The 19581-nt window shown below is 64.8% G+C and carries 19 protein-coding genes and 1 tRNA gene; 6 read left to right on the top strand and 14 right to left on the bottom strand.

Annotation, left to right across the window (positions count from 1 at the left end; genetic code table 11):
• Nucleotides 1-265 precede the first annotated feature (265 nt).
• From NDO48_RS05445 to NDO48_RS05430, 4 genes are all read right to left on the bottom strand, one after another.
• Complete coding sequence (locus NDO48_RS05445) at nt 266-772, bottom strand: hypothetical protein (protein ID WP_267321027.1); 507 nt, start codon at nt 770-772, stop codon at nt 266-268.
• 94 nt (nt 773-866) lie between these two features.
• Entirely contained in the window at nt 867-1454 is a 588-nt protein-coding gene (locus NDO48_RS05440) for a hypothetical protein (RefSeq protein ID WP_267321026.1), read from the bottom strand.
• A gap of 101 nt (nt 1455-1555) precedes the next feature.
• On the bottom strand, nt 1556-1903 hold the full coding sequence (locus NDO48_RS05435; protein WP_267321025.1) for a DUF6693 family protein: 348 nt from the start codon (nt 1901-1903) through the stop codon (nt 1556-1558).
• An 85-nt stretch (nt 1904-1988) separates the two neighbouring features.
• The gene (locus tag NDO48_RS05430; protein ID WP_267321024.1) at nt 1989-2579 is read right to left on the bottom strand and encodes a hypothetical protein; all 591 of its coding nucleotides are present in this window, start codon (nt 2577-2579) and stop codon (nt 1989-1991) included.
• A 407-nt stretch (nt 2580-2986) separates the two neighbouring features.
• On the opposite strand from NDO48_RS05430, the gene NDO48_RS05425 reads away from it, so the two are divergent.
• Nucleotides 2987-4135: an amidohydrolase gene (locus tag NDO48_RS05425; protein WP_267321023.1), complete on the top strand. Its 1149-nt coding sequence runs from the start codon at nt 2987-2989 to the stop codon at nt 4133-4135.
• Nucleotides 4136-4328: 193 nt separating this feature from the next.
• On the opposite strand, the gene NDO48_RS05420 is transcribed toward NDO48_RS05425, so the two are convergent.
• The 4 genes from NDO48_RS05420 to NDO48_RS05405 form a co-directional block, all read right to left on the bottom strand.
• Nucleotides 4329-4526, bottom strand: coding sequence for a hypothetical protein (locus NDO48_RS05420; protein ID WP_267321022.1), 198 nt, complete (start codon nt 4524-4526; stop codon nt 4329-4331).
• A 203-nt stretch (nt 4527-4729) separates the two neighbouring features.
• A tRNA-Cys gene (locus tag NDO48_RS05415) sits at nt 4730-4803 on the bottom strand.
• Nucleotides 4797-5123 (bottom strand): hypothetical protein, encoded by a 327-nt coding sequence (locus NDO48_RS05410; RefSeq protein WP_267321021.1) that lies wholly within the window; start codon nt 5121-5123, stop codon nt 4797-4799. Before NDO48_RS05410 ends, NDO48_RS05415 begins: the two co-directional genes overlap by 7 nt.
• Nucleotides 5120-5383, bottom strand: coding sequence for a hypothetical protein (locus NDO48_RS05405; protein ID WP_267321020.1), 264 nt, complete (start codon nt 5381-5383; stop codon nt 5120-5122). Before NDO48_RS05405 ends, NDO48_RS05410 begins: the two co-directional genes overlap by 4 nt.
• 534 nt (nt 5384-5917) lie before the next feature.
• Between NDO48_RS05405 and NDO48_RS05400 the strand changes: the two genes are divergently transcribed.
• Both NDO48_RS05400 and NDO48_RS05395 read left to right on the top strand, forming a co-directional pair.
• Entirely contained in the window at nt 5918-6229 is a 312-nt protein-coding gene (locus NDO48_RS05400) for a YMGG-like glycine zipper-containing protein (RefSeq protein ID WP_267321019.1), read from the top strand.
• An 87-nt stretch (nt 6230-6316) separates the two neighbouring features.
• The gene (locus NDO48_RS05395) at nt 6317-6619 is read left to right on the top strand and encodes a hypothetical protein (RefSeq protein WP_267321018.1); all 303 of its coding nucleotides are present in this window, start codon (nt 6317-6319) and stop codon (nt 6617-6619) included.
• A gap of 147 nt (nt 6620-6766) precedes the next feature.
• Here the strand turns inward: NDO48_RS05395 and NDO48_RS05390 are convergent, their stop codons facing one another.
• The 4 genes from NDO48_RS05390 to NDO48_RS05375 all read right to left on the bottom strand — a co-directional run bounded on the left by NDO48_RS05390 (nt 6767) and on the right by NDO48_RS05375 (nt 10113).
• Nucleotides 6767-7015, bottom strand: coding sequence for a helix-turn-helix domain-containing protein (locus NDO48_RS05390; RefSeq protein WP_267321017.1), 249 nt, complete (start codon nt 7013-7015; stop codon nt 6767-6769).
• A gap of 137 nt (nt 7016-7152) precedes the next feature.
• The gene (locus NDO48_RS05385) at nt 7153-7764 is read right to left on the bottom strand and encodes a L,D-transpeptidase (protein ID WP_267321016.1); all 612 of its coding nucleotides are present in this window, start codon (nt 7762-7764) and stop codon (nt 7153-7155) included.
• Nucleotides 7765-7777: 13 nt separating this feature from the next.
• Nucleotides 7778-8857, bottom strand: coding sequence for a helix-turn-helix domain-containing protein (locus tag NDO48_RS05380; protein ID WP_267321015.1), 1080 nt, complete (start codon nt 8855-8857; stop codon nt 7778-7780).
• A gap of 278 nt (nt 8858-9135) precedes the next feature.
• Nucleotides 9136-10113 (bottom strand): AraC family transcriptional regulator, encoded by a 978-nt coding sequence (locus tag NDO48_RS05375; RefSeq protein ID WP_267321014.1) that lies wholly within the window; start codon nt 10111-10113, stop codon nt 9136-9138.
• Between the two features lie 243 nt (nt 10114-10356).
• Between NDO48_RS05375 and NDO48_RS05370 the strand changes: the two genes are divergently transcribed.
• Nucleotides 10357-11553 carry a M14 family metallopeptidase gene (locus tag NDO48_RS05370; protein ID WP_267321013.1) on the top strand — a complete coding sequence of 399 codons (1197 nt, stop codon included), beginning with the start codon at nt 10357-10359 and terminating at the stop codon, nt 11551-11553.
• 27 nt (nt 11554-11580) lie between these two features.
• On the top strand, nt 11581-11901 hold the full coding sequence (locus tag NDO48_RS05365; protein WP_267321012.1) for a hypothetical protein: 321 nt from the start codon (nt 11581-11583) through the stop codon (nt 11899-11901).
• 295 nt (nt 11902-12196) lie between these two features.
• Here NDO48_RS05365 and NDO48_RS05360 read toward each other — a convergent pair whose 3' ends face one another.
• Nucleotides 12197-13675: a protein adenylyltransferase SelO gene (locus NDO48_RS05360; RefSeq protein ID WP_267321011.1), complete on the bottom strand. Its 1479-nt coding sequence runs from the start codon at nt 13673-13675 to the stop codon at nt 12197-12199.
• Between the two features lie 440 nt (nt 13676-14115).
• Nucleotides 14116-15237 (bottom strand): helix-turn-helix domain-containing protein, encoded by a 1122-nt coding sequence (locus tag NDO48_RS05355; protein ID WP_267321010.1) that lies wholly within the window; start codon nt 15235-15237, stop codon nt 14116-14118.
• A 54-nt stretch (nt 15238-15291) separates the two neighbouring features.
• On the opposite strand from NDO48_RS05355, the gene NDO48_RS05350 reads away from it, so the two are divergent.
• On the top strand, nt 15292-19554 hold the full coding sequence (locus tag NDO48_RS05350) for an autotransporter domain-containing protein (RefSeq protein ID WP_267321009.1): 4263 nt from the start codon (nt 15292-15294) through the stop codon (nt 19552-19554).
• The last annotated feature ends 27 nt before the right edge of the window (nt 19555-19581 follow it).

The raw sequence follows: 19581 nt of genomic DNA, 5'->3' as shown, positions 1-19581 counted from the left end.
TATGCTACCGGTCGGCGGTGCTCGCCTGCTTCGCAACTGCCTTTTACACTTGCTTCAGGACCGCGCCCCAATAAAGCTTGAGAAGGCAATGGCAAGCACGGCTGACTGAACGCCGATTGTCATTGCCAGCATGACGACCATCATGCCCGCTTACATGCCGGCAAATATGCCGGCCAGCAGGATCGAGACAAGTGCCAGCCCGGCCCGATGGCCGTGCAGGCGGCCACCAGTCGCCAATTTTCGCGTCTGGTCGGCCAGCCTCCGCTCAAATCGACAGCGTTGTAACGGGCTCCGTGCGATATCTCTTGTCGAACTCCCGCAGCACCATTTCCAGCGTTGCCTCGAATACAACCTGTTCGAACCTCGTCGATTTGGGTTCGTGGAGATACCGCCAGTCGATGAAGGCATCCTTGTGCTGATAGAGAATGTGGCGGATGCTGTAGTCGACGTAGAAAAAGTTGGGGTGGCGGGGAGCCACCGATCTCTTGAACTCGGCGTCAAGCTTCTCCTGGCTTTTGGGCAGCAGGGCCTCAAACAGCTTGATCAGGTCGTGCGATCTCGGAGCCTTTGGATCGTCGTGGTCGAAAACGAACCAGGCTTTGAGGGCCAACTCCATCGAAAGTGCCAGGAGCATCGGCTCAACACCGATATGTCCGCGTTCGTTCGGATCTTCATGCTTGCCAAAACCCGCGGTTGGAAAGCTCCGCGTCTTTCGCAAGATCGCCTGTGCGGCTTGGCTGATCCGAATGGCTGTCGATAGGCGAGCACTCATCAGATATCCCTATGTGTTGGCTCGATATCCGCAGCAAGCGCTGCATCCGCAAGAGGTCCAACGACAGGCGTTGAATAGGCGATGTCGCTTCCGGTCAACTCCGCCAGAGAGCGAGGTTCTCCAGGAATTGCCTGGCGGCGCGGATGGCGGTCTGGGGATCGCTGCCGTCCCAGGTCAGCGCGACAAGCGTCTGGCTGGTCTTATCCTCGAACGACAGCTGCAGTTGGCCGGGCGAACCGCGTGAGCCCACCCAGCGCAGGCTCTTGCCGTCGCTGAGCGAGGTGCCGGCGAGATAGTCATGCACCAGGCGCGTGGCCAGACGGTTGCCATCTTCCCAGCTGTGGTCGTTGGCGGCAGTCGCGATCGCGCTTCTGTACCTGTCGAGCGCGAAGCTGAGATGAAGGCCGTCGCCGACCCACTCGGCAGAGCGGGGACCGATGCGCACCTCGATCGGCAGATTGTCGCAACCCGATTCACCGCAGCTGCAGCGGGCAATGAGCACCCGGCCGCCCTCGAGCAGCTCGCTCTGGTCGTAAAGCTCCAGCGGGTCCAGCCCCATCAGCTCGGCGCCGTCGCCGATCAGGTCCCTGCCGTCGGCAATGATACGGACCTCGTAACCATCGATGTGTGGCGCCGCCGCTACGTGAAATGTGAGCTCACGCACCAGTGTGACTTCGCTCATTTCTTACGCTCCCCGCCCGACCTGCCGACAGTCTGGCCGCGTCCCACCGAAGCGACCGGCCCGCGTTTGCAGCCGCGCTGCCCGTCTCGATGCCAGCGACATCAGTGATAGACGATGCGGGTTTCATTGATGACAACGCGCAGCACGCGGTAGGCGTAGAAGAAGGCGGCGATGCCGAGTGTGACGATGATCAGGACCAGCCAGATGATCACATGCCCGATGGACGATCCCAAGTTGAACCTGCAGTCGAGGTGACCGATCTCGTTGCCGGACTGATCTAGCACCTTGGTCCGGTTCAACACCGCGCGATTGAGGTAATAGGGGAAAACGACAAGGGCCAGCCCCAGCGTGATGATCGTCAGAAAGATCCAGATGATCACATGCCCGATCGAATCGCCGATGCTGAAGTCCGATCGAAGCCGCACCGCGCGCGAACTGGTACTATTCATCCAAAGCTCCCCCTGATCTCAGTCTATCATCGCCGGACAAGGCGTTTTTGCAAGAGGCTGTTCTTTCGCCAGCTGTTCCTTGCTGTCACTTCGCCTCCGCCTTCTTTTCGTTTTCCAGGCAGGCGTCGTAATTTGCCAGGTAATACTCGATGTGGACAACAGTGCGGCCATCCTCGAGGCCGTATGCCGAGACGTAGATTTCCCTGATGCCGCGGGCCTGGGCTTCGGCGGGCACGCTTGTCCAGTGATGATAATATTCGCGGTTCTTCTGGATCAGCGTTTCCAGCCAGATCTCGTCTTCGGGAATTGTCGCGCCGCTCCTGACAAAATCGGCCAGTTCCTGCGGGCGGCCATATCTGCGCGCGAGTTCGGCGGCAAACAGGTCCGTCGTTGCCCGGATCGACTGGCCCATCAGATCGGCTTCCTCGGGCCGGCTTATGGCCTTGAGCCAGCAGACGCCGGTGTCGGGGAATGCCTGGACGGCATAAAGCTCCATGCGTGAATCGGGAAAGCGCACGTTCAGGCAGTTGAGGATGCTCAACGGCTCCCGGTCAGCGACGCAGCCATGCAGCGCCGGATCCGCCGCCATGTCGATGCCATAGGCGATGTCGGCATGGGCCGGCGTCGCCAGCAGGCAGCCGGCGAGCCAGCCGAGCCATCGTCCGTAGTGTCCCATCCAGCCCTCCCCAAGGCGCGCTGCATCATCACTGTCGGCACTGTTTGCGCAAGAGGGGGCCGGCCCGGTGGCGGCGGCCGGAGGCTCGCCGGCGCTGAGAGCAGCACTTCGGGTCGCTATCGCCGAGACGTCGGCGGGCTGGTCGGCACGGAGCGGCCGCCCGGGACTTGCCGCTATGGCCGCCAAAGCTCTGCCATCGGTCTTGCGTTGGCGCGACGAGCGTCAGCGCTGGCACAGGCGTTGCTGCCGATGCGCCACCATGCCGGATCGAACCGAAGCGGTTATGGTCAGGCGGGGCAGGGCGGTCGCAGCCTGCAGAGTGGACCGGCCTGACGTCATTGCCGACCGACCTGACCTGACATGACGGCTGGCCGTCATGTCAAAAGATCCGCGGGAGAGCGTTCGAAGTGAGCCTGAGCAATCACGATGTGGTAGAACTGACGGCCTGGCGCAGGCAGCTGCATCAAAATCCCGAGATTTCCAACGAGGAAGAAAACACCGCAGCAGCGGTCGTGGCGTTCCTGCGCGACAGCGGTCCCGACAGGGTGCTGACCGGCATGGGCGGACATGGCGTGGCACTCGTCTATGACGGTGCCGCGCCGGGGCCGACGGTGCTGTTTCGCTGCGAGCTCGATGCGCTGCCGATCGAGGAGCTGTCGGGTGTCGCGCATGCGTCGCTGGTGCTGGGCAAGTCGCATATGTGCGGCCATGACGGGCATATGGCGATCCTTGCCGGGCTCGGCCGGCGCTTCGGGCGGTCGCGTCCCGCACGCGGGCGCGTCGTCCTGATGTTCCAGCCGGCCGAAGAAACCGGCGACGGGGCGGCCGGTGTCGTCGCCGATCCGCGCTATCAGGAGATCGCGCCCGATTTCGCCTTCTCCCTGCACAACCTGCCCGGCGTGCCGCTCGGCGAGGTGCGGCTCAAGGCCGGCACGGTCAACTGCGCCTCGCGCGGCATGCGGGTGGCGCTGAAGGGCAAGACCGCGCATTCCTCCATGCCCGAGACCGGCACCTCGCCGCGCCTGGCCGTGGCCGAACTCATCACCGCACTGCCCGGCCTCGGGGTGGCGACCTTTGCCGACGATGCCTTTCGCATGGTCACCGTCACCCATGCGGCGATGGGCGAGGCGGTGTTTGGCATCGCGCCGGGATATGGCGAGGTGTGGTCGTGCCTGAGAACCCGGCAGGACGACAACATGGCAAGCCTGTGCGCGGCCGCCGAAGCGCTGGTGTCGGAAACGGCCGGCGCGCATGGCCTCGACCACGACATCAGCTATCACGAGATTTTCGTCGCCAGCGTCAATGCCACAGAGGCGGTCGAACATCTCAGGCAGGCGCTGGACGAGGAGGGCATCCGGCACAGCGAAGATGCCCTGCCGATGCGGGCATCGGAGGATTTCGGGCTGTTCGGCCGCTCGGCGAAATCTGCCATGTTCTTTCTCGGCGCCGGCGCGGCGCACCCGTCGCTGCACAATCCCGACTACGACTTTCCCGACGACCTGATCCCGATCGGTGCGCGGGTCTTTGCCCGCGTCGCCGACAATCTGCTCGGCTAGGCGCGCCTCTTCCGAGCGTGCCTGGATCATGCAGGCCGGCCGACCGGGCGCGCGCTTTGCGAAAGGCCGCGAGCCCGACGCAAGCGCGCGGGTTGGTGGCGATCCCGACGCTGGCGGGCCGCGCCTGCATCTGGCTGGCTGGTGTCTGGGCGTCCGGTGTCTGGGCGTCCGGCCGGCTGCGGGCTGATCAGGGCTACAGCTCTTCAAATTCCTCGTTGAACCTGCCGCGCCTGGCCATCAGCTCGAACAAGGCCCTGGCCGTCGGGCCGATGCGCGCCGGCCAGCCCGTGGCGATGAACTCGTCGGGCTCCATGGATCCGGGCGTGTCGTCGCATGCGTCGTCCATCACCTTGGACAAGCGGAGCAGGGCCGCGTGCTCGTCAGCTGTCATGGCGTCGTTGGGAGGTGGCGCGCCATCGTCACGATGCGGGACGAAATCGTAGAACCGCTCGAAAATAATCGACAGTGCCCATCAGGTGAACAATCCCGTCACCATCAGCAAGCATTTCAGCAACATCCATGATCCTGTTGCGGAGGCGCTGATCAAGCAGGCGCGGAGACAGATCCCTCACGTCTCGTCCTCTTGTGATTGGATGGAGGTCTGAATGGGAATTGAACCCATTACGTCGGTTTTGCAGACCGATGCGTCACCGTCCCGCCCTCAGACCTTGGGTTCTTCTATGCCATACTCTGAAGGCAAATCAAGCAGCCGGTGCCCCATGACCTGCCTTTCGGTGCGGTCAACCACGATCGCCAGGAAAACGTCGGCCCGATCCGTGCCGATCAACACATGGTCATGCCGGTCCGCCCGCCAGACATGTTCGACATCGTGGATGGCGCGCAGGCCGATCCCGCCGGGGTCGATCAGCTCGACATAAGGCCAGATGTCGGCGGCAGGGTCCTGACACGCGGTGACGTCGGACATCGGCGCTTGAAAGCATGCCAGGAACTCCTGCCTGCTCAGTTCCCGCGGGCGGCGCAGGCTCATGTCCGGCCGCTCCGCTGCGGCGGCCATTCGTCCGGCATGTCGCGGGGCGTGTCCTCGTCTTCGCGCATGAGCCGATCAAGCTCCACCGGGTCCATGCGTCGGATGCGACGCTCGACGTCTTCATTGTAGTTGCGGTCGTTCGGCTCGACGCCCTTCTGGGCCTTGCGGCCATATTGCCGGACGAACAGGGCGACGTCCGCCGCCCGCAGCGCCTGCCGTTCCAGACGGTTGGGGTATCGTCCTGGCTTGTCGTCGGTCATGATTGCGCCGACGGGTTGCCGTCGTGCGGGCCGGACGCGGCAATGACTGCGCCGCCCGATGACGGGGCAGGCCGGCGGCGATGTTTTCCAGCCTGACCGGCCGCAAGGCCGGTACATCCGCCGAATCCGGCCATGTGATTTCCCCCTTCCCAAGAAGCCGATGGCATCTTCGCCCATTGCGATGTCTGCGCAAGAGGGGGCGAGCAAAGGCGAAGGGCGAGCAATCGCGCGGGCTGCCGCGCCGCCGCCCTTTTTTTGTCCGTTTCTTTCGGTCGCGGCCGATGGCCTGGCAGCCTTGCTGACGGGCCCCAGCCGCCGATAAGGCCTGACATTGCGGGCAGTTGTTGCCTTGGCCGATGCGCTGCGCGCGCCTGCAAAAAGGGCATTCGGCGGCGCTCTTTTGCCGTCGCCTCCGACCCAAAAATGGACGCAGAGTACAGTTATGGGACGCATATCAGATTGTCTGGCGACCGGGAGGGGCTAGAACTGGGGCGCTGGGGCGGCGAACAGGTTGAACCGGAGGAGATCGGTGCGATGCGAAATCTGGGTGTCCTTTCAGCCCTTGCAATGATCGTGATGGCTGCCGCAGGCTGCAACACGCCCCAGGAGCGGGCGGTGAGCGGCGGCGCGATCGGCGCTGCCGGGGGTGCGGTGGTCGGGCAGGCGATCGGCCGCAACACCGGATCGACCCTGGCGGGCGCCGCCATCGGCGGCGTGGCGGGCGCCATGATCGGCGCCGGAACCGCGCCGGGTGAATGCAGGTTCCAGCAGCTGGACAGCCGCGGCCGCCCCGTCTTCGACCGGCACGGCCAACCCGTCACCTATCTCGCGCCCTGCCGCCGCTGACAGGGCGCGTCGGAGAATGGCAGTGCGGCCGGGCAATCGCGCCGACCGCGCCGTCAAGACCAGTCGACACCAGGCGAGGACAATCAGATGAAACGAGCACTGTTGGCTTTCTGTCTCGCAATCGGCCTTGCTGCGCCGCTTGCAGCCCCGGTTCAGGCCCAGGGGCTGGATGCCCAGATCGCGGTCGGGTCCAGCCTCAACCATGGCAGGGCGATCACCTGCAGCCAGGGCCAGAGGCTGCTTCAGAATCGCGGCTTCCGCGATGTGCGCCGCGTCGATTGCCGCGGCCGGTTCTACATCTACCACGCACGACGCGGCAGCGGCCGATTTGAAGTGGCGCTCAATTCGCGCACCGGACGCGTCGTCGACCTGCGACGCATCCGCTGGTAGGCGCGACGGCGCTTCCATGCGCCGTGCTTGCCGCTGAGACCGGACGTTCTCCTGCCGTCGGTCGACGGGCCTCGCGGTCGCCGGCTGTTCGAGGCCGTTCTTGCGCCCGGACACTGGGGGCAAGGACGGCGTCCCCGCCGGGGATCTTTACGCAAGCGGTTCAGTCGTCTTCACCAGCACGGGCGCCAGCAGCTGGGTTGCCTTCACCCCCAGCGCCGCGGCGAGCTCGGCCATCGTGTTGATGGTCGGGTCGACTTCGCCGCGTTCGATGATCTCGAGATATCGCTCGCTGTAGCCGACCAGCCGCGCCAGCTCGGCGAGCGTGAGCCCCCTGGCCTGGCGCAGGCTGCGAAGATTGGTCACGAAGATCCCGATGATGTCAGGCTGTGGTGTCATTCGCTGGGCTCGTATCCGTCGTCAATCGGCCGAATTCGGTTTGGTGTGTCAGGTCGCCGGATCGGGCGCCTGGGGAACCTCTCCAGTGCCAATATGGCCGGCATGGCCGCCGCGTGTCACGGAAGGGCGCGCGCGCCCTATACGACGATGACGCGGGCTCCGTTGCGGACGGTGCCGAAGAGTTCGAACACATGCTCGTTCAGCATCCGGATGCAGCCCGACGACGCCGCCGTGCCGATGCTCCAGGGCTCGTTGGTGCCGTGAATGCGGTAAAGCGTATCGCGTCCGTCGCGGTAGAGATACAGGGCCCTCGCACCAAGCGGGTTCTGCGGGCCTCCCGGCATGCGCTGGGGCAGGGCCGGATTGCGCCGGCGCATATTGGCCGTGGGTGTCCAGCTCGGCCATCTGGCGCGCCGCTGAACCACCGCCTCGCCAGACCATCTCTGGCCGTCGCGGCCGACCGCAATGCCATATCGAACCGCCCGGCCGCCGCCCTCGATGTAATAGAGAAAGCGCTGCTGCTTGTTGATGAGAATTGTTCCCGCAGCCTCGCTGCCGGCATAGGCAACCTCATGCCGTCGGAACGGCGCGGGAACGAGCTGCTTGTCCACCAGCGGAATGTCGAAGGGCTGGTCGGGTATTCTGCCGATGTACCAGTTCCCCCGGGCGGCCTCCGCTGGCCTGGGGACGGCAAGAAGCGCCAGTGCGCCCAGTAGGACGGATCGTCTGTTGAACCGATGGTCTTCCATATGTCTCCCCCGATCAGTCACAAGCAGCGTTGGCGGCTGACCCGCCCGAAGCAAGGCAGTTCTGCAAAAGAAGCGTGCTCAGCGCCTGCGCCGCGTCATTGGGCGGCGGCTGCACCGGCATGGGCTGCTGGCCACGCCAGCCCTGCGCCCGCGCCTCTTTTGGCGTGATGCCGAACTCCTTGCGAAACATCCGACTGTAGACCGATGGGTCCATGAATCCCCATTCCTGGGCGATTGTCGAGATCGACCTTCCATCGGCGCTGTCGGCGAGGATATTGCAGGTCCTGAGCAGCCGCCTGTGGCGGATGAAGGCGGCAATGCCGCCGACCGGCTCGAACACCCGGTACAGGCGGGAGCGGGCGATGCCGAGATCGCGGCAGAGCCTTTGCGGCGTCAGATCGGGGTCGCGCAGCCTGCGCTCGATGATCCGGGAGGCGCGGTCGGCGATCACGCTGTCGATCGTGCTGCGGGCCTCGACGATATGATCGCGCGACGGGGTCAGGCAGGCGGCGAGCAGGCTTGTCGTCGCCACGACGATGTGGGGAACGTCAGTTGCCCTGAGGCCGGGCAGGGAGCGATCCATGAGAAGCATGAAATCGGCCAGGAGCTGCCTCGACTCGTGACGCATTTCGAGTTTTGACGAGCGGATGAACGGCACGCCGCGCGGCATGATCAGGGCGACGCAGCCGCCGTCTTCGCCGGTATATTCGAAAGGTTCGGCCAGCGACTGCACGACGGGCTTTCCAACCTTGCGGTCCGGGCCGCAGGCCGCCCCCGACAAGGGCAGGAACACATACCAACTGTCGACAGTGGGCCGTTTCAGATGACGCCAGCGGTAGCGGCTGCCCGGGCCCGGCAAGCGCAGCCGTGTCGCCGTCATCGTCCCGAGGTTCCACGCCATCTGGCGTGCCGGAAACGCCGGCAGCCTGTCCCGGTCGGGCTCGACGTCGCAGACACCTTCCTGCCAGCTGCGAAACAGGTCGAACTGTTCGGCCGGCGGAACCGAGGACGTGTCGACGTCGATCGCGCATGTCATGGGCTGGTCGCCCTTGATCGCCTGCGACCCGATGGCCGCCTGAAAATTGGCATTCATGGGAACTTCCATTCTTCGACAGACAGAAGCCATGCCGACGGCGTGGAGAGCCCGGCTGCGGCATGTCTCCGGCGTCGGCCAGCACGCCACCTCCCGGCTGAACCCGGTCCGGCAGCAGGGCCAGAGTCTCGCTGCGGCCGGCGAATTTCTATCCACTTTCCGACATCGGCGGATGACGTGGGGGCGGCGGGAGGGGCTCGTGTCCGCTGCTGCCGTGTCGTCGCTTCATGGCGCCTGGCGTTCCGCCCGGTCCATGCGGGGCAGGTGCGGCGCCATCTTCACGCCGCCATCGGCAGGTCGCCCCAGATCATCAGCCGCGTCTTGCTGGGCGAGCAGCCGAAAAGTGCCGAATAGGCGCCGGCGAAGCGGCCCAGGTGCCAGAAGCCGAAACGCATGGCGATATCGGTAACCGACAGGCGGTTTCCCTCGGCGAGGATGAGGCCGTGCGCCGCCCTGAGCCGCCGCTCCCGCTCATGGGCGCGGGGACTGACGCCCAGGCAGTCCTGGAAGGCGCGTTCCAGCGTTCGCTCGCCGATGCCGAGCGCGTCGCAGACGGCGCCGACCGAAACCGGGCCGTGCGGACTGGTCTCGAAAATGGCGAGCGTGGCATCGACGATCCGGCGTTGTTCGCCGGTTCCGAGCCTGCGCTCGGAGGGGGCTTCGGTAAACAACAGCGCCCGGGCGAGGGCGGCGCCCGCCTCGCTTGCCGCAACGCCGAGGCCGGCGCTGAAATCGCCGCCGCGACGGGCTGCGGCCTGGGCGTAGCCGGCCGTCCGCAGCAACCTGCGCTGAAGCTCCAGCTCGACAGTCGCCGATATGGCCGGCTGGTGCAGGCCCGGCATCAGCCAGTTGCGCCGATCCTGCCCCGATGCCAGGCGCAGCGCCTCGAGCGACGCGCCGCGCAGGCCGATCCGCATCAGGCGGTAGCTGCCCGGCAGATCCAGCTTGAATTCGGTTCCCGGCCCGAGGATCCGCAAGCGCGGCACGTCGCTGCGCTCGCCGTTGAAGAGGGTGCCTTCACCCCACAGGAACACGGCCGTCAGCGCATCGCCGTTGATCGCCCCCGACATGGCGATGCCGCCTTTGTCCTGCAGGTCGAGCACGAAGGCGTCGCCATAGTCGATGGTCGCCAGGCGCGAGGCATGAAGCTCGGCGCCGATCTGCCTGAGATGGAACTCCGCGTCGGGATCGGATTCGCGGGTGCGGGCCACGACGGAATTGTATTTTCGTGCGTACCAGTGAGGCGCGTCCAGCATCGCTATCCTTTGGACAGTCTCGTCCGGCCTGGGAGGCGCCGGACCCGATTGCTTTAGCCGGATCGGCCCTGCATCCGGCTATGCATAACATCCCAATCCTGGACGTGGTGTCCATTTCTTTTCCGCCGGGCTGTACTCGACGGGACGTGCCGTGGACTACTGCGCCGGACGACACAGATTGGTCGGGGTGCGACCGGGATGGCCGGCCATCGCGTCCGCACCCCGTTGCAAGGAGCTTTTGACATGGCGAAGGACAATGGCGAACGGCTCGACCGTCGCGACTTCATGATTGCATCGGCCACCACCATCGGCGCTGCCGCAGCACTGATGGCCGGGTCGACGCAGATGCAGGCGGCGGCGGCATCGGCGGCCGCGGCCGGAACCGGGGGCACCACCTATACGGGCGACGTCATCGCCGGAAAGAAGGTCGTCACTTCGCTCGACGTTAACGACCTGGAGCCGGGGCAGATACATCGCCTGTATTTCCAGGGTGTGCAGGCGCCCACCGGGCAATACTGGTACGTGTCGGTGACGGTCGCCAAAGGCGCCAGGCCGGGCAAGCGTGTCGTGCTGACAAGCGGTGTGCATGGCGACGAGATGAGTTCCATCCACACCGTCCACAGCGTGATGAACCAGCTCGAGCCTGAAAAGATGTCGGGCACGGTGATGGCGGTTACCGACATATCGCGGCCGGCGCTCGAAAGCATGCAGCGGCGCTGGCCGAACCAGGGCAGGGGCGCCGACCTGATCGACATGAACCGGGAATGGCCGGGCAACGAAAACGGCCTCACCGCGGCAAACCGCCATGCCGGGCTTTTGTTCAACCGGCTGTTGCGGCCGAATGCCGACGCGGCGATCGATTTCCACACCGGCACGACGGGGTTCGAGGTCACCGCCTTCAACATCGGCGAGGTGGCGAGGCCCGAGGTCAAGGCGATGCTCGATCTTTATCCCGTCAGCCAGATCCTCAACATGCCGAAGGCTGCCTATCCCACCGTCCTGCACAATGCCTTCATCGACGTCGGTATCCCGGCCATCGCCCCGGAGATCGGTGCGGCGCGTGTCCTCGACCGCGAGATGATCGCGCAGTTCGTGGAGGGCACGATGAACGTGCTCAAGCATCACGGCATCGTCGAGGGGCCGATGGGCCGCACCGCCGCGGGCATGGAGGTCTTTGTCGGCAACAGCGGCTTTCCGGTGCTGGCAACCGCCGGCGGCATCGTCGAACATCTGGTCAAGCTCAACGACAAGGTGGTGCCGGGACAAAAGGTGGCGATCCAGCGCGACAGTTTTGGCGAGGTGGTGGCCGAATATACGGCCGGAGTGGCCGGCGAAGTGTCGGGGCAGCGCAGCGATGCCATGTCCGAGCCCGGCAATCCCCTGATGTTCATCCTGTTCAACAAGACGACGCCGGACGGCGTCGAGACCTATCCCGAATAGCTGATCCGAGCGGCCTGGAGGACGACCATGTGGAAAGACCTGTCGATCGCAACACTTGGCGTGCTGACGCTTATTGGCCTGGGGCATCCCGCCTCGGCCGCGGCGGTTGGCGCCGGCAATCCCTATCCAGTCAGCGACTACACTTGCGAGGACGGCACGAAGCTCGCCGTGCGCCTGCTCGGTGACCGTGCCTCGGTCTCCGTCAACGGTGCGCCCGAGATCGAATTGCCCGCCATGGGAACGGACGGAACGACCTTTTCGAATGGCCGGCAGACGATCACCATTGTCCAGGGACAGCTGTCGTGGGGCGTCGGCCGAGCCGTGCCATCCAAGTGTACCGGGGGGTGAGCGACTGGTCGCGTCGCGTCTCGACCGGTGGGCGCGAAAGGGCATGAGTCCGGGCGGCGCGACGCCTGAGGGCAGGGCGGCGATGAACCGGATCTGACAGTCGATGCGTGGCCTTGTCCCCGTCGGGGCGCGTGATCGCCCGGACGGTGCGCCCGCCGTCAGTGAGGCCGGAGCACGGATCTGATCTGGCCGGGCATCATGTTCTCAGGGGCTTCAGGCTCCGCCCCCATTCTCACCTGACCATGCAGGGTTGAACGGTCAGACGGCTCATTCGGCACTTGTAGAGCAGTCGCAATCACGTACCGCAGAATGTCTGGAGGACGCGCTCTTCGTCTGCCGGTGGCTGCGCATAGTCTTCCATCTCGGGCTGCTCGTCGAACGGACGCGAAAGCACGGCGAGCAAGCTGTGGAACGGGCCAAAGTCGCCTTCATGGGTGGCGGCGGCGATGGCGGCTTCGACACGGTGATTGCGTGCAATGTATTTCGGGTTCACCCTGCGCATCCGAGCCGTGCGGTCGGCTGCAGTTTCCGGCTCGCGCGCCAGCCGTTCACGCCAGCGCGAGACCCAGCCATCGAAAGCAGTCGGGTCGATGAAGTGGTCGCGTGCCCGGCCGGAGCCGTCGACCTCATCAGCGAGATCGCGAAATGTGAGGGTGAAATCCGCCCCGTTGCGCGCCATCAGGTCAAGCAGTTCGGCGGCAAGAGCAAGGTCTTCAGGCTGTTCGGCAAACAGCCCGATCTTGTGGCGCATGCCTTCATGAAACGCAGCCTCGTAGCGTGCCTGGAACGTGCCGATCGCCGCTTTCGCCTGCTCGAAGCCTTCATCGTCTCCACCTGCTTCGCTTCCCACAATGGGCAGCAGCGCTTCGGCCAGCCGCGCCAGGTTCCACACGGTGATGCGGGGCTGGTTGGCGAACGCGTAGCGGCCTTGATGGTCGATGGAGCTGAACACGGTCGCCGGATGATAGGCGTCCATGAACGCACATGGACCATAATCGATCGTCTCGCCTGAGATGGCGACGTTGTCGGTGTTGAGCACGCCATGGATGAAGCCTGTCAGCATCCATTGCGCCACCAGCTTCGCCTGCCTTGCTACAACGGCACTAAGGAACCCAAGGTAGCGATGGGGGACTTCGGTGAGATGCGGATAATGCCTGGATATTGCGTGGTCCGCCAACGCCCTCAGGCCGTCGATGTCTTCGCGCACGGCAAGGTACTGGAACGTGCCGACGCGGATGTGGCTGGCGGCAACGCGCGCTATCAGCGCACCGGGAAGCCTGGTTTCGCGAAAGACGTGCTCGCCGGTGGCAACCAGCGACAGGGTTCGCGTGGTCGGGATCCCAAGCGCGTGCATCGCCTCGCTGACGATGTATTCGCGCATCATCGGTCCGAGCGCTGCGCGCCCATCGCCATTGCGTGAGAACCGGGTCGGACCGGAGCCCTTCAATTGAACGTCGCGCAATTGGCCTGTTGTATCGACCAACTCGCCGACAAGCACGGCACGACCGTCGCCAAGCTGCGGCACGAAGTTGCCGAACTGGTGCCCCGCATAGGCCTGGGCGATGGGACGCGCGTCGGCGGGGAAGCGGTTTCCGGCCAGCATGTCGAAACCTTGGGGACCACGCAACCAGCCGATGTCGAGGCCCAGTTCCCGCGCCAGCGTTTCATTCAGTTCAAGCAGACGCGGTGTCGAAACCGGGGATGGATCCGGACTGCTGTAAAGCCGTTCGGGGAGGTCGGCGGCATAAGTGTGTTGGAACCGGGGGCTGCGCATGAAGTCTCGAGCTTGTTCAGGGTACCAGCTAGATAGGGATGCCGCGATGCGCGGGCCAACACTTTGAGAGGGGCTGTCGGGTCGCACCCCAATCGCAGTTTCCGATATTGGCGTCCAGCCGGGAAGCAGCTGTCAGTTGTCGCCGTAGCGCCATTCCATATCTGGAGCGACTGAGGGTCTTTTGACGTCGTCCTCCACCGGGCCCAAGCGCAGACGAAGGACTCCGAAGTCGGTTCTCGCCAGTGCCGGCGAGGACTGATCGTTCCGGGCTCCATGAACACGCTCGGTGTGATCTCGCACGGCCTTCTGCGTGAGGAGGCTGTAGCACTTCTCCAGGGCGTCGACCACCTTGGGGGCTGCGGCTTGGCTTTGGCAGGGCAGCGGATCGCCGCCATCATGGCGAGCTAGACCAGCAAGACATGGCCATGCCGGTATCCAGGCTATCGCATCACTTTGCGAAGATAGGCCTGGAAACCGCGTTCCGCCTCGCCGGACGCAGTCGACATGCCCTCACGCCGAACCTCGCTCGGCGTCACGCCAAACTGCTCGCGGAAGGCCCGCAAGAACTGATTGCTGCTGGAGAAACCCAGATTGTGGGCGATGCTGGTGATCGAAAAGGTCTTGCCTCGGTGCGAAAGGAGCTGGCGGTAGGCGGCATTCAGCCGCCTGTCGCGGATGACGGCCCGCACCCCGCCGTCCGCGGCGAACATCCGGTAGAGATGGGCGCGCGACACCCGGAACTGCTGCATGAGAAGTGCCAGATCGAGGTCCGGGCGGTGCAGGTTCGCATCGATGAATTGCAGGACACGCTGGCGGAATATCTGGCTCAGCACCGGATCCTCCGGCAGCTCGTCGATCGTCCGGCCGGCAATCACGGAGACGAGCAGTGTCGTGACCGCCTCCTCGATATCAAGCGCAACCGCGATGCCCATGGATGGCAAGCGGTCCAGACTCAAAATCAGATCGGAAATCAGCCGGGTGACCGGCAGGCCGGCCTTGAGGAGGAGGCCGTCCAGGGGCCGGCCGGCCAGCGCCCGATCCAGCGGCGCGCGCGGCAATACAAGGGGCAGCCCTGAACCAGCGGAAAACTGACTTGTAAAAGCCCGGCCAAGATCCAGAAGGCAGACATCGCCATCTTCGATGGTCATCATGTGCCCCTGGCAATCCATCTTTCCGTTCACCGCCGTGAAGAGTTCGAGCATGTAGAAATCGCTCATCTCACTCCTCAGGGTCAGGCGCCGGCTTCGGTTGAGGTGCTGGGCACCGAAGGTCGTGCGGGAGACGCTCAGTCCGGCAATAAAACGTGCGTCGATCGATCCTTCCAGATGGGTGTTGCGCGCGGTTTCAAGCGGCTGGGCATCAAAAAACGGGGCAACCATCTCGCGCCAGTAATCGCTGCGCAAATCCGGCTCGACGGAGCTTGTCGATAATAAAAGCCTGTCCTCCATGTCGTCATTTATATCTGCCCCAAAGCCGCTTTCAACTGCCCGCATCATGATCTGCCGGCTCGCCATGAGATGAGCCCTTGCGCCGAAGAAAAAGAGCCCCTGCGCCGATCGCAAGCGGCGCGTTGCCTTTATTTCTGAAGTGGCTGGCGACGTGCGGGGGCGAAGATCATGAATGACAATCGTGGCGAGAGCCGCATCTCCCTTCTGCTCGGGAGCACGGCGCTGGCTGGGGTTGTGGCCATCTGCCTGGGATCGGACGCTGCCGCGCAGACTTTCACCGGCAACCAGACGACGAGTGGCCCATTTGTCGGCGGGACGCAGTTTTTCTACGACACCAGCGCGCTCAACGCCTCGGCCGCCGATGCCGTCAGCGGGGGGTATCAGGATTTCAACGACACCAGTGCGCTGAACGCCTCTGCTGCCAATGCCGTCAGCGGCGGGACGCAGAGTTTCTTCGAGACCAGTTCGCTGAACGCCTCTGCCGCCAATGCCCTCAGCGGCGGGTTTCAGGGTTTCAACAACGCCAGCGCGCTAAACGCTTCGACTGCTGATGCCGTCAGCGGCGGGTCGCAGAATTTCAACAACACCAGCACGCTGAACGCCTCGGCCGCCAATGCTGTCCGCGGCGGGTCGCAGGTATTCTACAACACCAGCGCACTCAACGCCTCGGCTGACGATGCCGTCAGCGGTGGGGTGCAGAGTTTCTTCGACACCAGCGCGCTGAACGCCTCGACTGCCTTTGCCGTCAGCGGCGGGGCGCAGTATTTCTGGAACAGCAGCGCGCTGAACGCCTCTGCCGCCGATGCCGTCAGCGGCGGGACGCAGGATTTCTACAACTCCAGCACGCTCGACGCCTCGACCGCCGATGCCGTCAGCGGCGGGACGCAGAGTTTCTACAACTCCAGCGCGCTGAACGCCTCGGCCGCCAACGCCGTCAGCGGTGGGACGCAGAATTTCAACGACGCCAGCACACTCAACGCCTCGACCGCCAATGCCGTCAGCGGCGGGACGCAGAGTTTCTGGAACACCAGCGCGCTGAACGCCTCTGCCGCCAATGCCGTCAGCGGCGGGACGCAGGATTTCTACAACTCCAGCACGCTCGACGCCTCGACCGCCAATGCCGTCAGCGGTGGGTCGCAGAATTTCTGGAACACCAGCGCGCTCAACGCCTCGGCCGCCAACGCCGTCAGCGGCGGGATGCAGAATTTCAACGACGCCAGCGCGCTCAACGCCTCGGCCGCTAATGCCGTCAGCGGCGGGACGCAGAATTTCTACGACGCCAGCGCTCTCAACGCTTCGGCCGCCAATGCCGTGAGCGGCGGGACGCAGTTTTTCTTCAGCACCAGTTCGCTGAACGCCTCTGCCGCCGATGCCGCGAGCGGCGGGACGCAGGTATTCTACGACACCAGCGCGCTCAACGCCTCGGCAGCCAATGCGGTCAGCGGCGGGCAGCAGATATTCGGCGGCACCAGCGCACTGAACGCCTCTGCCGCCAATGCCGTCAGCGGCGGGTCTCAGGGTTTCAACGACGCCAGCGCGCTCAACGCCTCTGCCGCCAATGCCGTCAGCGGCGGGGTGCAGTATTTCTACAACACCAGCACACTCGACGCCTCTGCCGCCAATGCCGTCAGCGGTGGGACGCAGTTTTTCATCGACACCAGCGCGCTGAACGCCTCTGCCGCCGATGCCGTCAGCGGCGGAACGCAGAATTTCTACAACACCAGCGCGCTAAACGCCTCGGCTGCCAACGCCGTCAGCGGCGGGACGCAGAATCTCGGCGACACCAGTGCTCTCAACGCCTCGGCTGCCGATGCCGTCAGCGGCGGGACGCAGAATTTCAGCGACACCAGCGTGCTCAACGCCTCGGCAACCAATGCCGTCAGCGGCGGGGAGCAGTATTTCTGGGGCAGCAGCGCACTCAACGCTTCGGCCGCCAATGCGGTCAGCGGCGGGATGCAGGATTTCAACAATACCAGTTCGCTCAACGCCTCTGCCGCCAATGCCGTCAACGGCGGGACACAGTATTTCTGGGGCACCAGCGCGCTCAACGCCTCTGTCGCCAATGCCGTGAGCGGCGGGACGCAGTATTTCAGCGAAACCAGCGTACTCAACGCGTCTGTCGCCAATGCGGTCAGCGGTGGGCAGCAGTATTTCTACGACGCCAGCACGCTCAATGTGTTGGCCGATAATGCCCTGACCAAGGATGTGACGGTCAATTTTGACAATCAATATAGCGGTCCCGGCGGTACGCTGCGGCTCAACGGTTACAGCACCGTGGTCGGCGCCGTCCAAAGCCTGTCGGCCGGTTCGGGTATCATCGAGAATGGCGGCGCTGCCGACAGCATCCTGACCATCGATGGCTCGACCGCCGGGAACTCATCCTTCTCCGGCCTGATCCGCGATGGCGGCGCGGGGCGGCTGGGGCTGACGCTGGCCAGCGGCGCCCTGACGCTTGATAGCGTGAACACCTACACCGGCCCGACGACGATCAATGGCGGCACACTGGCGATCACCTCGACTGGCGGTATCGCCTCCAGCGTCATCAACAATGCCACGTTCGGGAACGCCGGCACGGTGGCGGGCAGCGTGACCAACAATGCCGGTGCGACCTTCACCCAGACCGGCGGCAGCGTCTCGGGCGGCGTGACCAACGCCGGCACGGTGAACGCCAATGGCGGGGCGCTCAACGGTGCGATCGTCAACAGCGGAACCTTCACCGTCACCGGCTCGACGAGCGGGAACGGCGCGTTCGGCAACAGCGGCAGCTTTGCCTTGGCTGGAGGTGATTTCACCGGCCTCTCCAGCTTCACCAACAGCGGTCTGGTGACGGCGGCGAACGGCGGCACGCTGGGCGCGGCGAGCTTCATCAATGCGACAGGCGGCATCGTCGATCTGCGCAATGGCGCCGCCGCCAATGTGCTCAACGTGGCGGGCAACGTCACCTTCAACGCGGGGTCGATCTACAAGGTTGCGGTGAATGCGGCCGGGCAGTCCGACCGCATCGCCGTCACCGGCGCCGCCAATATCAGTGGCGCAACGCTCGATGTCTCGGCCTTCGGCCTGGCGCTCGCACGCTACACGGTCCTCACGGCCACCGGCGGTCTCACCGGAACCTTCGGGACTCTGACCGGCCCGATCTCCGCTTTTGTCGGCGTCACCGCCAGATATGACGCCAACAACGCCTATCTCGACGTGCTGCGGGTGCGCGACTTCGCCGACGCTGGCGTGACCCGCAATCAGAAGGCCACGGCCTCTGGCATCCAGGGCATCGCGGGCGGCAACCCGGTCTTCACCGGCAATGCGCTCTACGACGCGGTGCTGGCCTTGCCTAGCGATGCCGCAGCCCGGAACGCCTTCGATCAGCTCTCGGGTGAGGTTCATGCCTCGGCGAAGACGGCACTGATCGAGGGCAGCCATTTCGTGCGCGATGCTGCGACGAACCGCATCCGTGCCGCCTTTGGTGCCTCAGGCGCGTCGTCTGCGCCAGTCATGGCCCCAGTTATGGCCCCAGTTATGGCCTATGCCGACCCGGCCGTTGACAGGACCGGCACCTCAGCCGCCTTCGCCTCGCGCGGTCCAGGCACAGTCGCCGTCGCTCCGACGACTGACCGTTTTGCGCTGTGGGGGCAGGCTTTCGGTGGCTGGGGCTCCACGAACAGCGACGGCAATGCCGCGCGCCTCTCGCACTCGACCGGCGGCTTCCTCATCGGCGGCGACGCCCCGATCTTCGACAGCTGGCGGCTCGGCATGATGGCCGGATACGGCCGGACCAACGTCAACCTGCGGGATCGCTTGTCCTCCGGTTCGAGCGACAACTATCACCTCGGCCTCTACGGCGGCACGCAATGGGGCAATCTCGGTTTCCGCACGGGTGCGGCCTATACGTGGCATGACATTAAGACCGGGCGCTCCGTCGCCTTTACCGGCTTTGGCGACAGCCTGAAGGGTGATTATCGCGCCGGCACGGCACAGCTGTTCGGCGAACTGGGCTATGGCATCCGTGCCGGCAGCTTCGGCTTCGAGCCGTTTGCCAAGCTTGCCTATGTGAACCTCGGCAGCGACGGCTTCACGGAGCAGGGCGGTGTTGCAGCTGTGCGCAGCAACAGCACCAGCACGGGCGTCACCTTCACGACGCTCGGCCTTCATGCCTCGACCGACTTCGATCTCGGCACGACGACTGCAACGCTGCGAAGCACGCTCGGCTGGCGTCATGCCTTCGGTGACACCACGCCGCTCGCCACCTTCACCCTGGCCGGCGGCCCGCCCTTCACCGTCGCGGGCGTGCCGATTGCTGGGGATGCGCTGGTGCTCGATGTCGGACTGGACGTGGCCATGGCCAGGAATACAACCCTCGGCGTCTCCTATGGCGGGCAATATGGCGGCAGCGCCATCGACCAGTCCGTTCGCGCAAACGTCAACGTCAGGTTCTGATGAGATGAAGTTCGGGTTTTCAAGGCG

The organism is Aminobacter sp. MET-1 (assembly GCF_026521175.1).
GTDB lineage: Bacteria > Pseudomonadota > Alphaproteobacteria > Rhizobiales > Rhizobiaceae > Aminobacter.
This window is presented reverse-complemented; position numbering and strand designations above follow the sequence as displayed.

Bases quoted from the DNA above. Each gene is read 5' to 3' on its own strand.
- NDO48_RS05430 (WP_267321024.1), bottom strand. From the start codon at position 2,579: ATGGGACACTACGGACGATGGCTCGGCTGGCTCGCCGGCTGCCTGCTG.
- NDO48_RS05405 (WP_267321020.1), bottom strand. From the start codon at position 5,383: ATGACCGACGACAAGCCAGGACGATACCCCAACCGTCTGGAACGGCAG.
- NDO48_RS05380 (WP_267321015.1), bottom strand. From the start codon at position 8,857: ATGAATGCCAATTTTCAGGCGGCCATCGGGTCGCAGGCGATCAAGGGC.
- NDO48_RS05385 (WP_267321016.1), bottom strand. From the start codon at position 7,764: ATGGAAGACCATCGGTTCAACAGACGATCCGTCCTACTGGGCGCACTG.
- NDO48_RS05370 (WP_267321013.1), top strand. From the start codon at position 10,357: ATGGCGAAGGACAATGGCGAACGGCTCGACCGTCGCGACTTCATGATT.
- NDO48_RS05410 (WP_267321021.1), bottom strand. From the start codon at position 5,123: ATGAGCCTGCGCCGCCCGCGGGAACTGAGCAGGCAGGAGTTCCTGGCA.
- NDO48_RS05365 (WP_267321012.1), top strand. From the start codon at position 11,581: ATGTGGAAAGACCTGTCGATCGCAACACTTGGCGTGCTGACGCTTATT.
- NDO48_RS05375 (WP_267321014.1), bottom strand. From the start codon at position 10,113: ATGCTGGACGCGCCTCACTGGTACGCACGAAAATACAATTCCGTCGTG.
- NDO48_RS05420 (WP_267321022.1), bottom strand. From the start codon at position 4,526: ATGACAGCTGACGAGCACGCGGCCCTGCTCCGCTTGTCCAAGGTGATG.
- NDO48_RS05400 (WP_267321019.1), top strand. From the start codon at position 5,918: ATGCGAAATCTGGGTGTCCTTTCAGCCCTTGCAATGATCGTGATGGCT.
- NDO48_RS05350 (WP_267321009.1), top strand. From the start codon at position 15,292: ATGAATGACAATCGTGGCGAGAGCCGCATCTCCCTTCTGCTCGGGAGC.
- NDO48_RS05395 (WP_267321018.1), top strand. From the start codon at position 6,317: ATGAAACGAGCACTGTTGGCTTTCTGTCTCGCAATCGGCCTTGCTGCG.
- NDO48_RS05390 (WP_267321017.1), bottom strand. From the start codon at position 7,015: ATGACACCACAGCCTGACATCATCGGGATCTTCGTGACCAATCTTCGC.
- NDO48_RS05440 (WP_267321026.1), bottom strand. From the start codon at position 1,454: ATGAGCGAAGTCACACTGGTGCGTGAGCTCACATTTCACGTAGCGGCG.
- NDO48_RS05435 (WP_267321025.1), bottom strand. From the start codon at position 1,903: ATGAATAGTACCAGTTCGCGCGCGGTGCGGCTTCGATCGGACTTCAGC.
- NDO48_RS05445 (WP_267321027.1), bottom strand. From the start codon at position 772: ATGAGTGCTCGCCTATCGACAGCCATTCGGATCAGCCAAGCCGCACAG.
- NDO48_RS05360 (WP_267321011.1), bottom strand. From the start codon at position 13,675: ATGCGCAGCCCCCGGTTCCAACACACTTATGCCGCCGACCTCCCCGAA.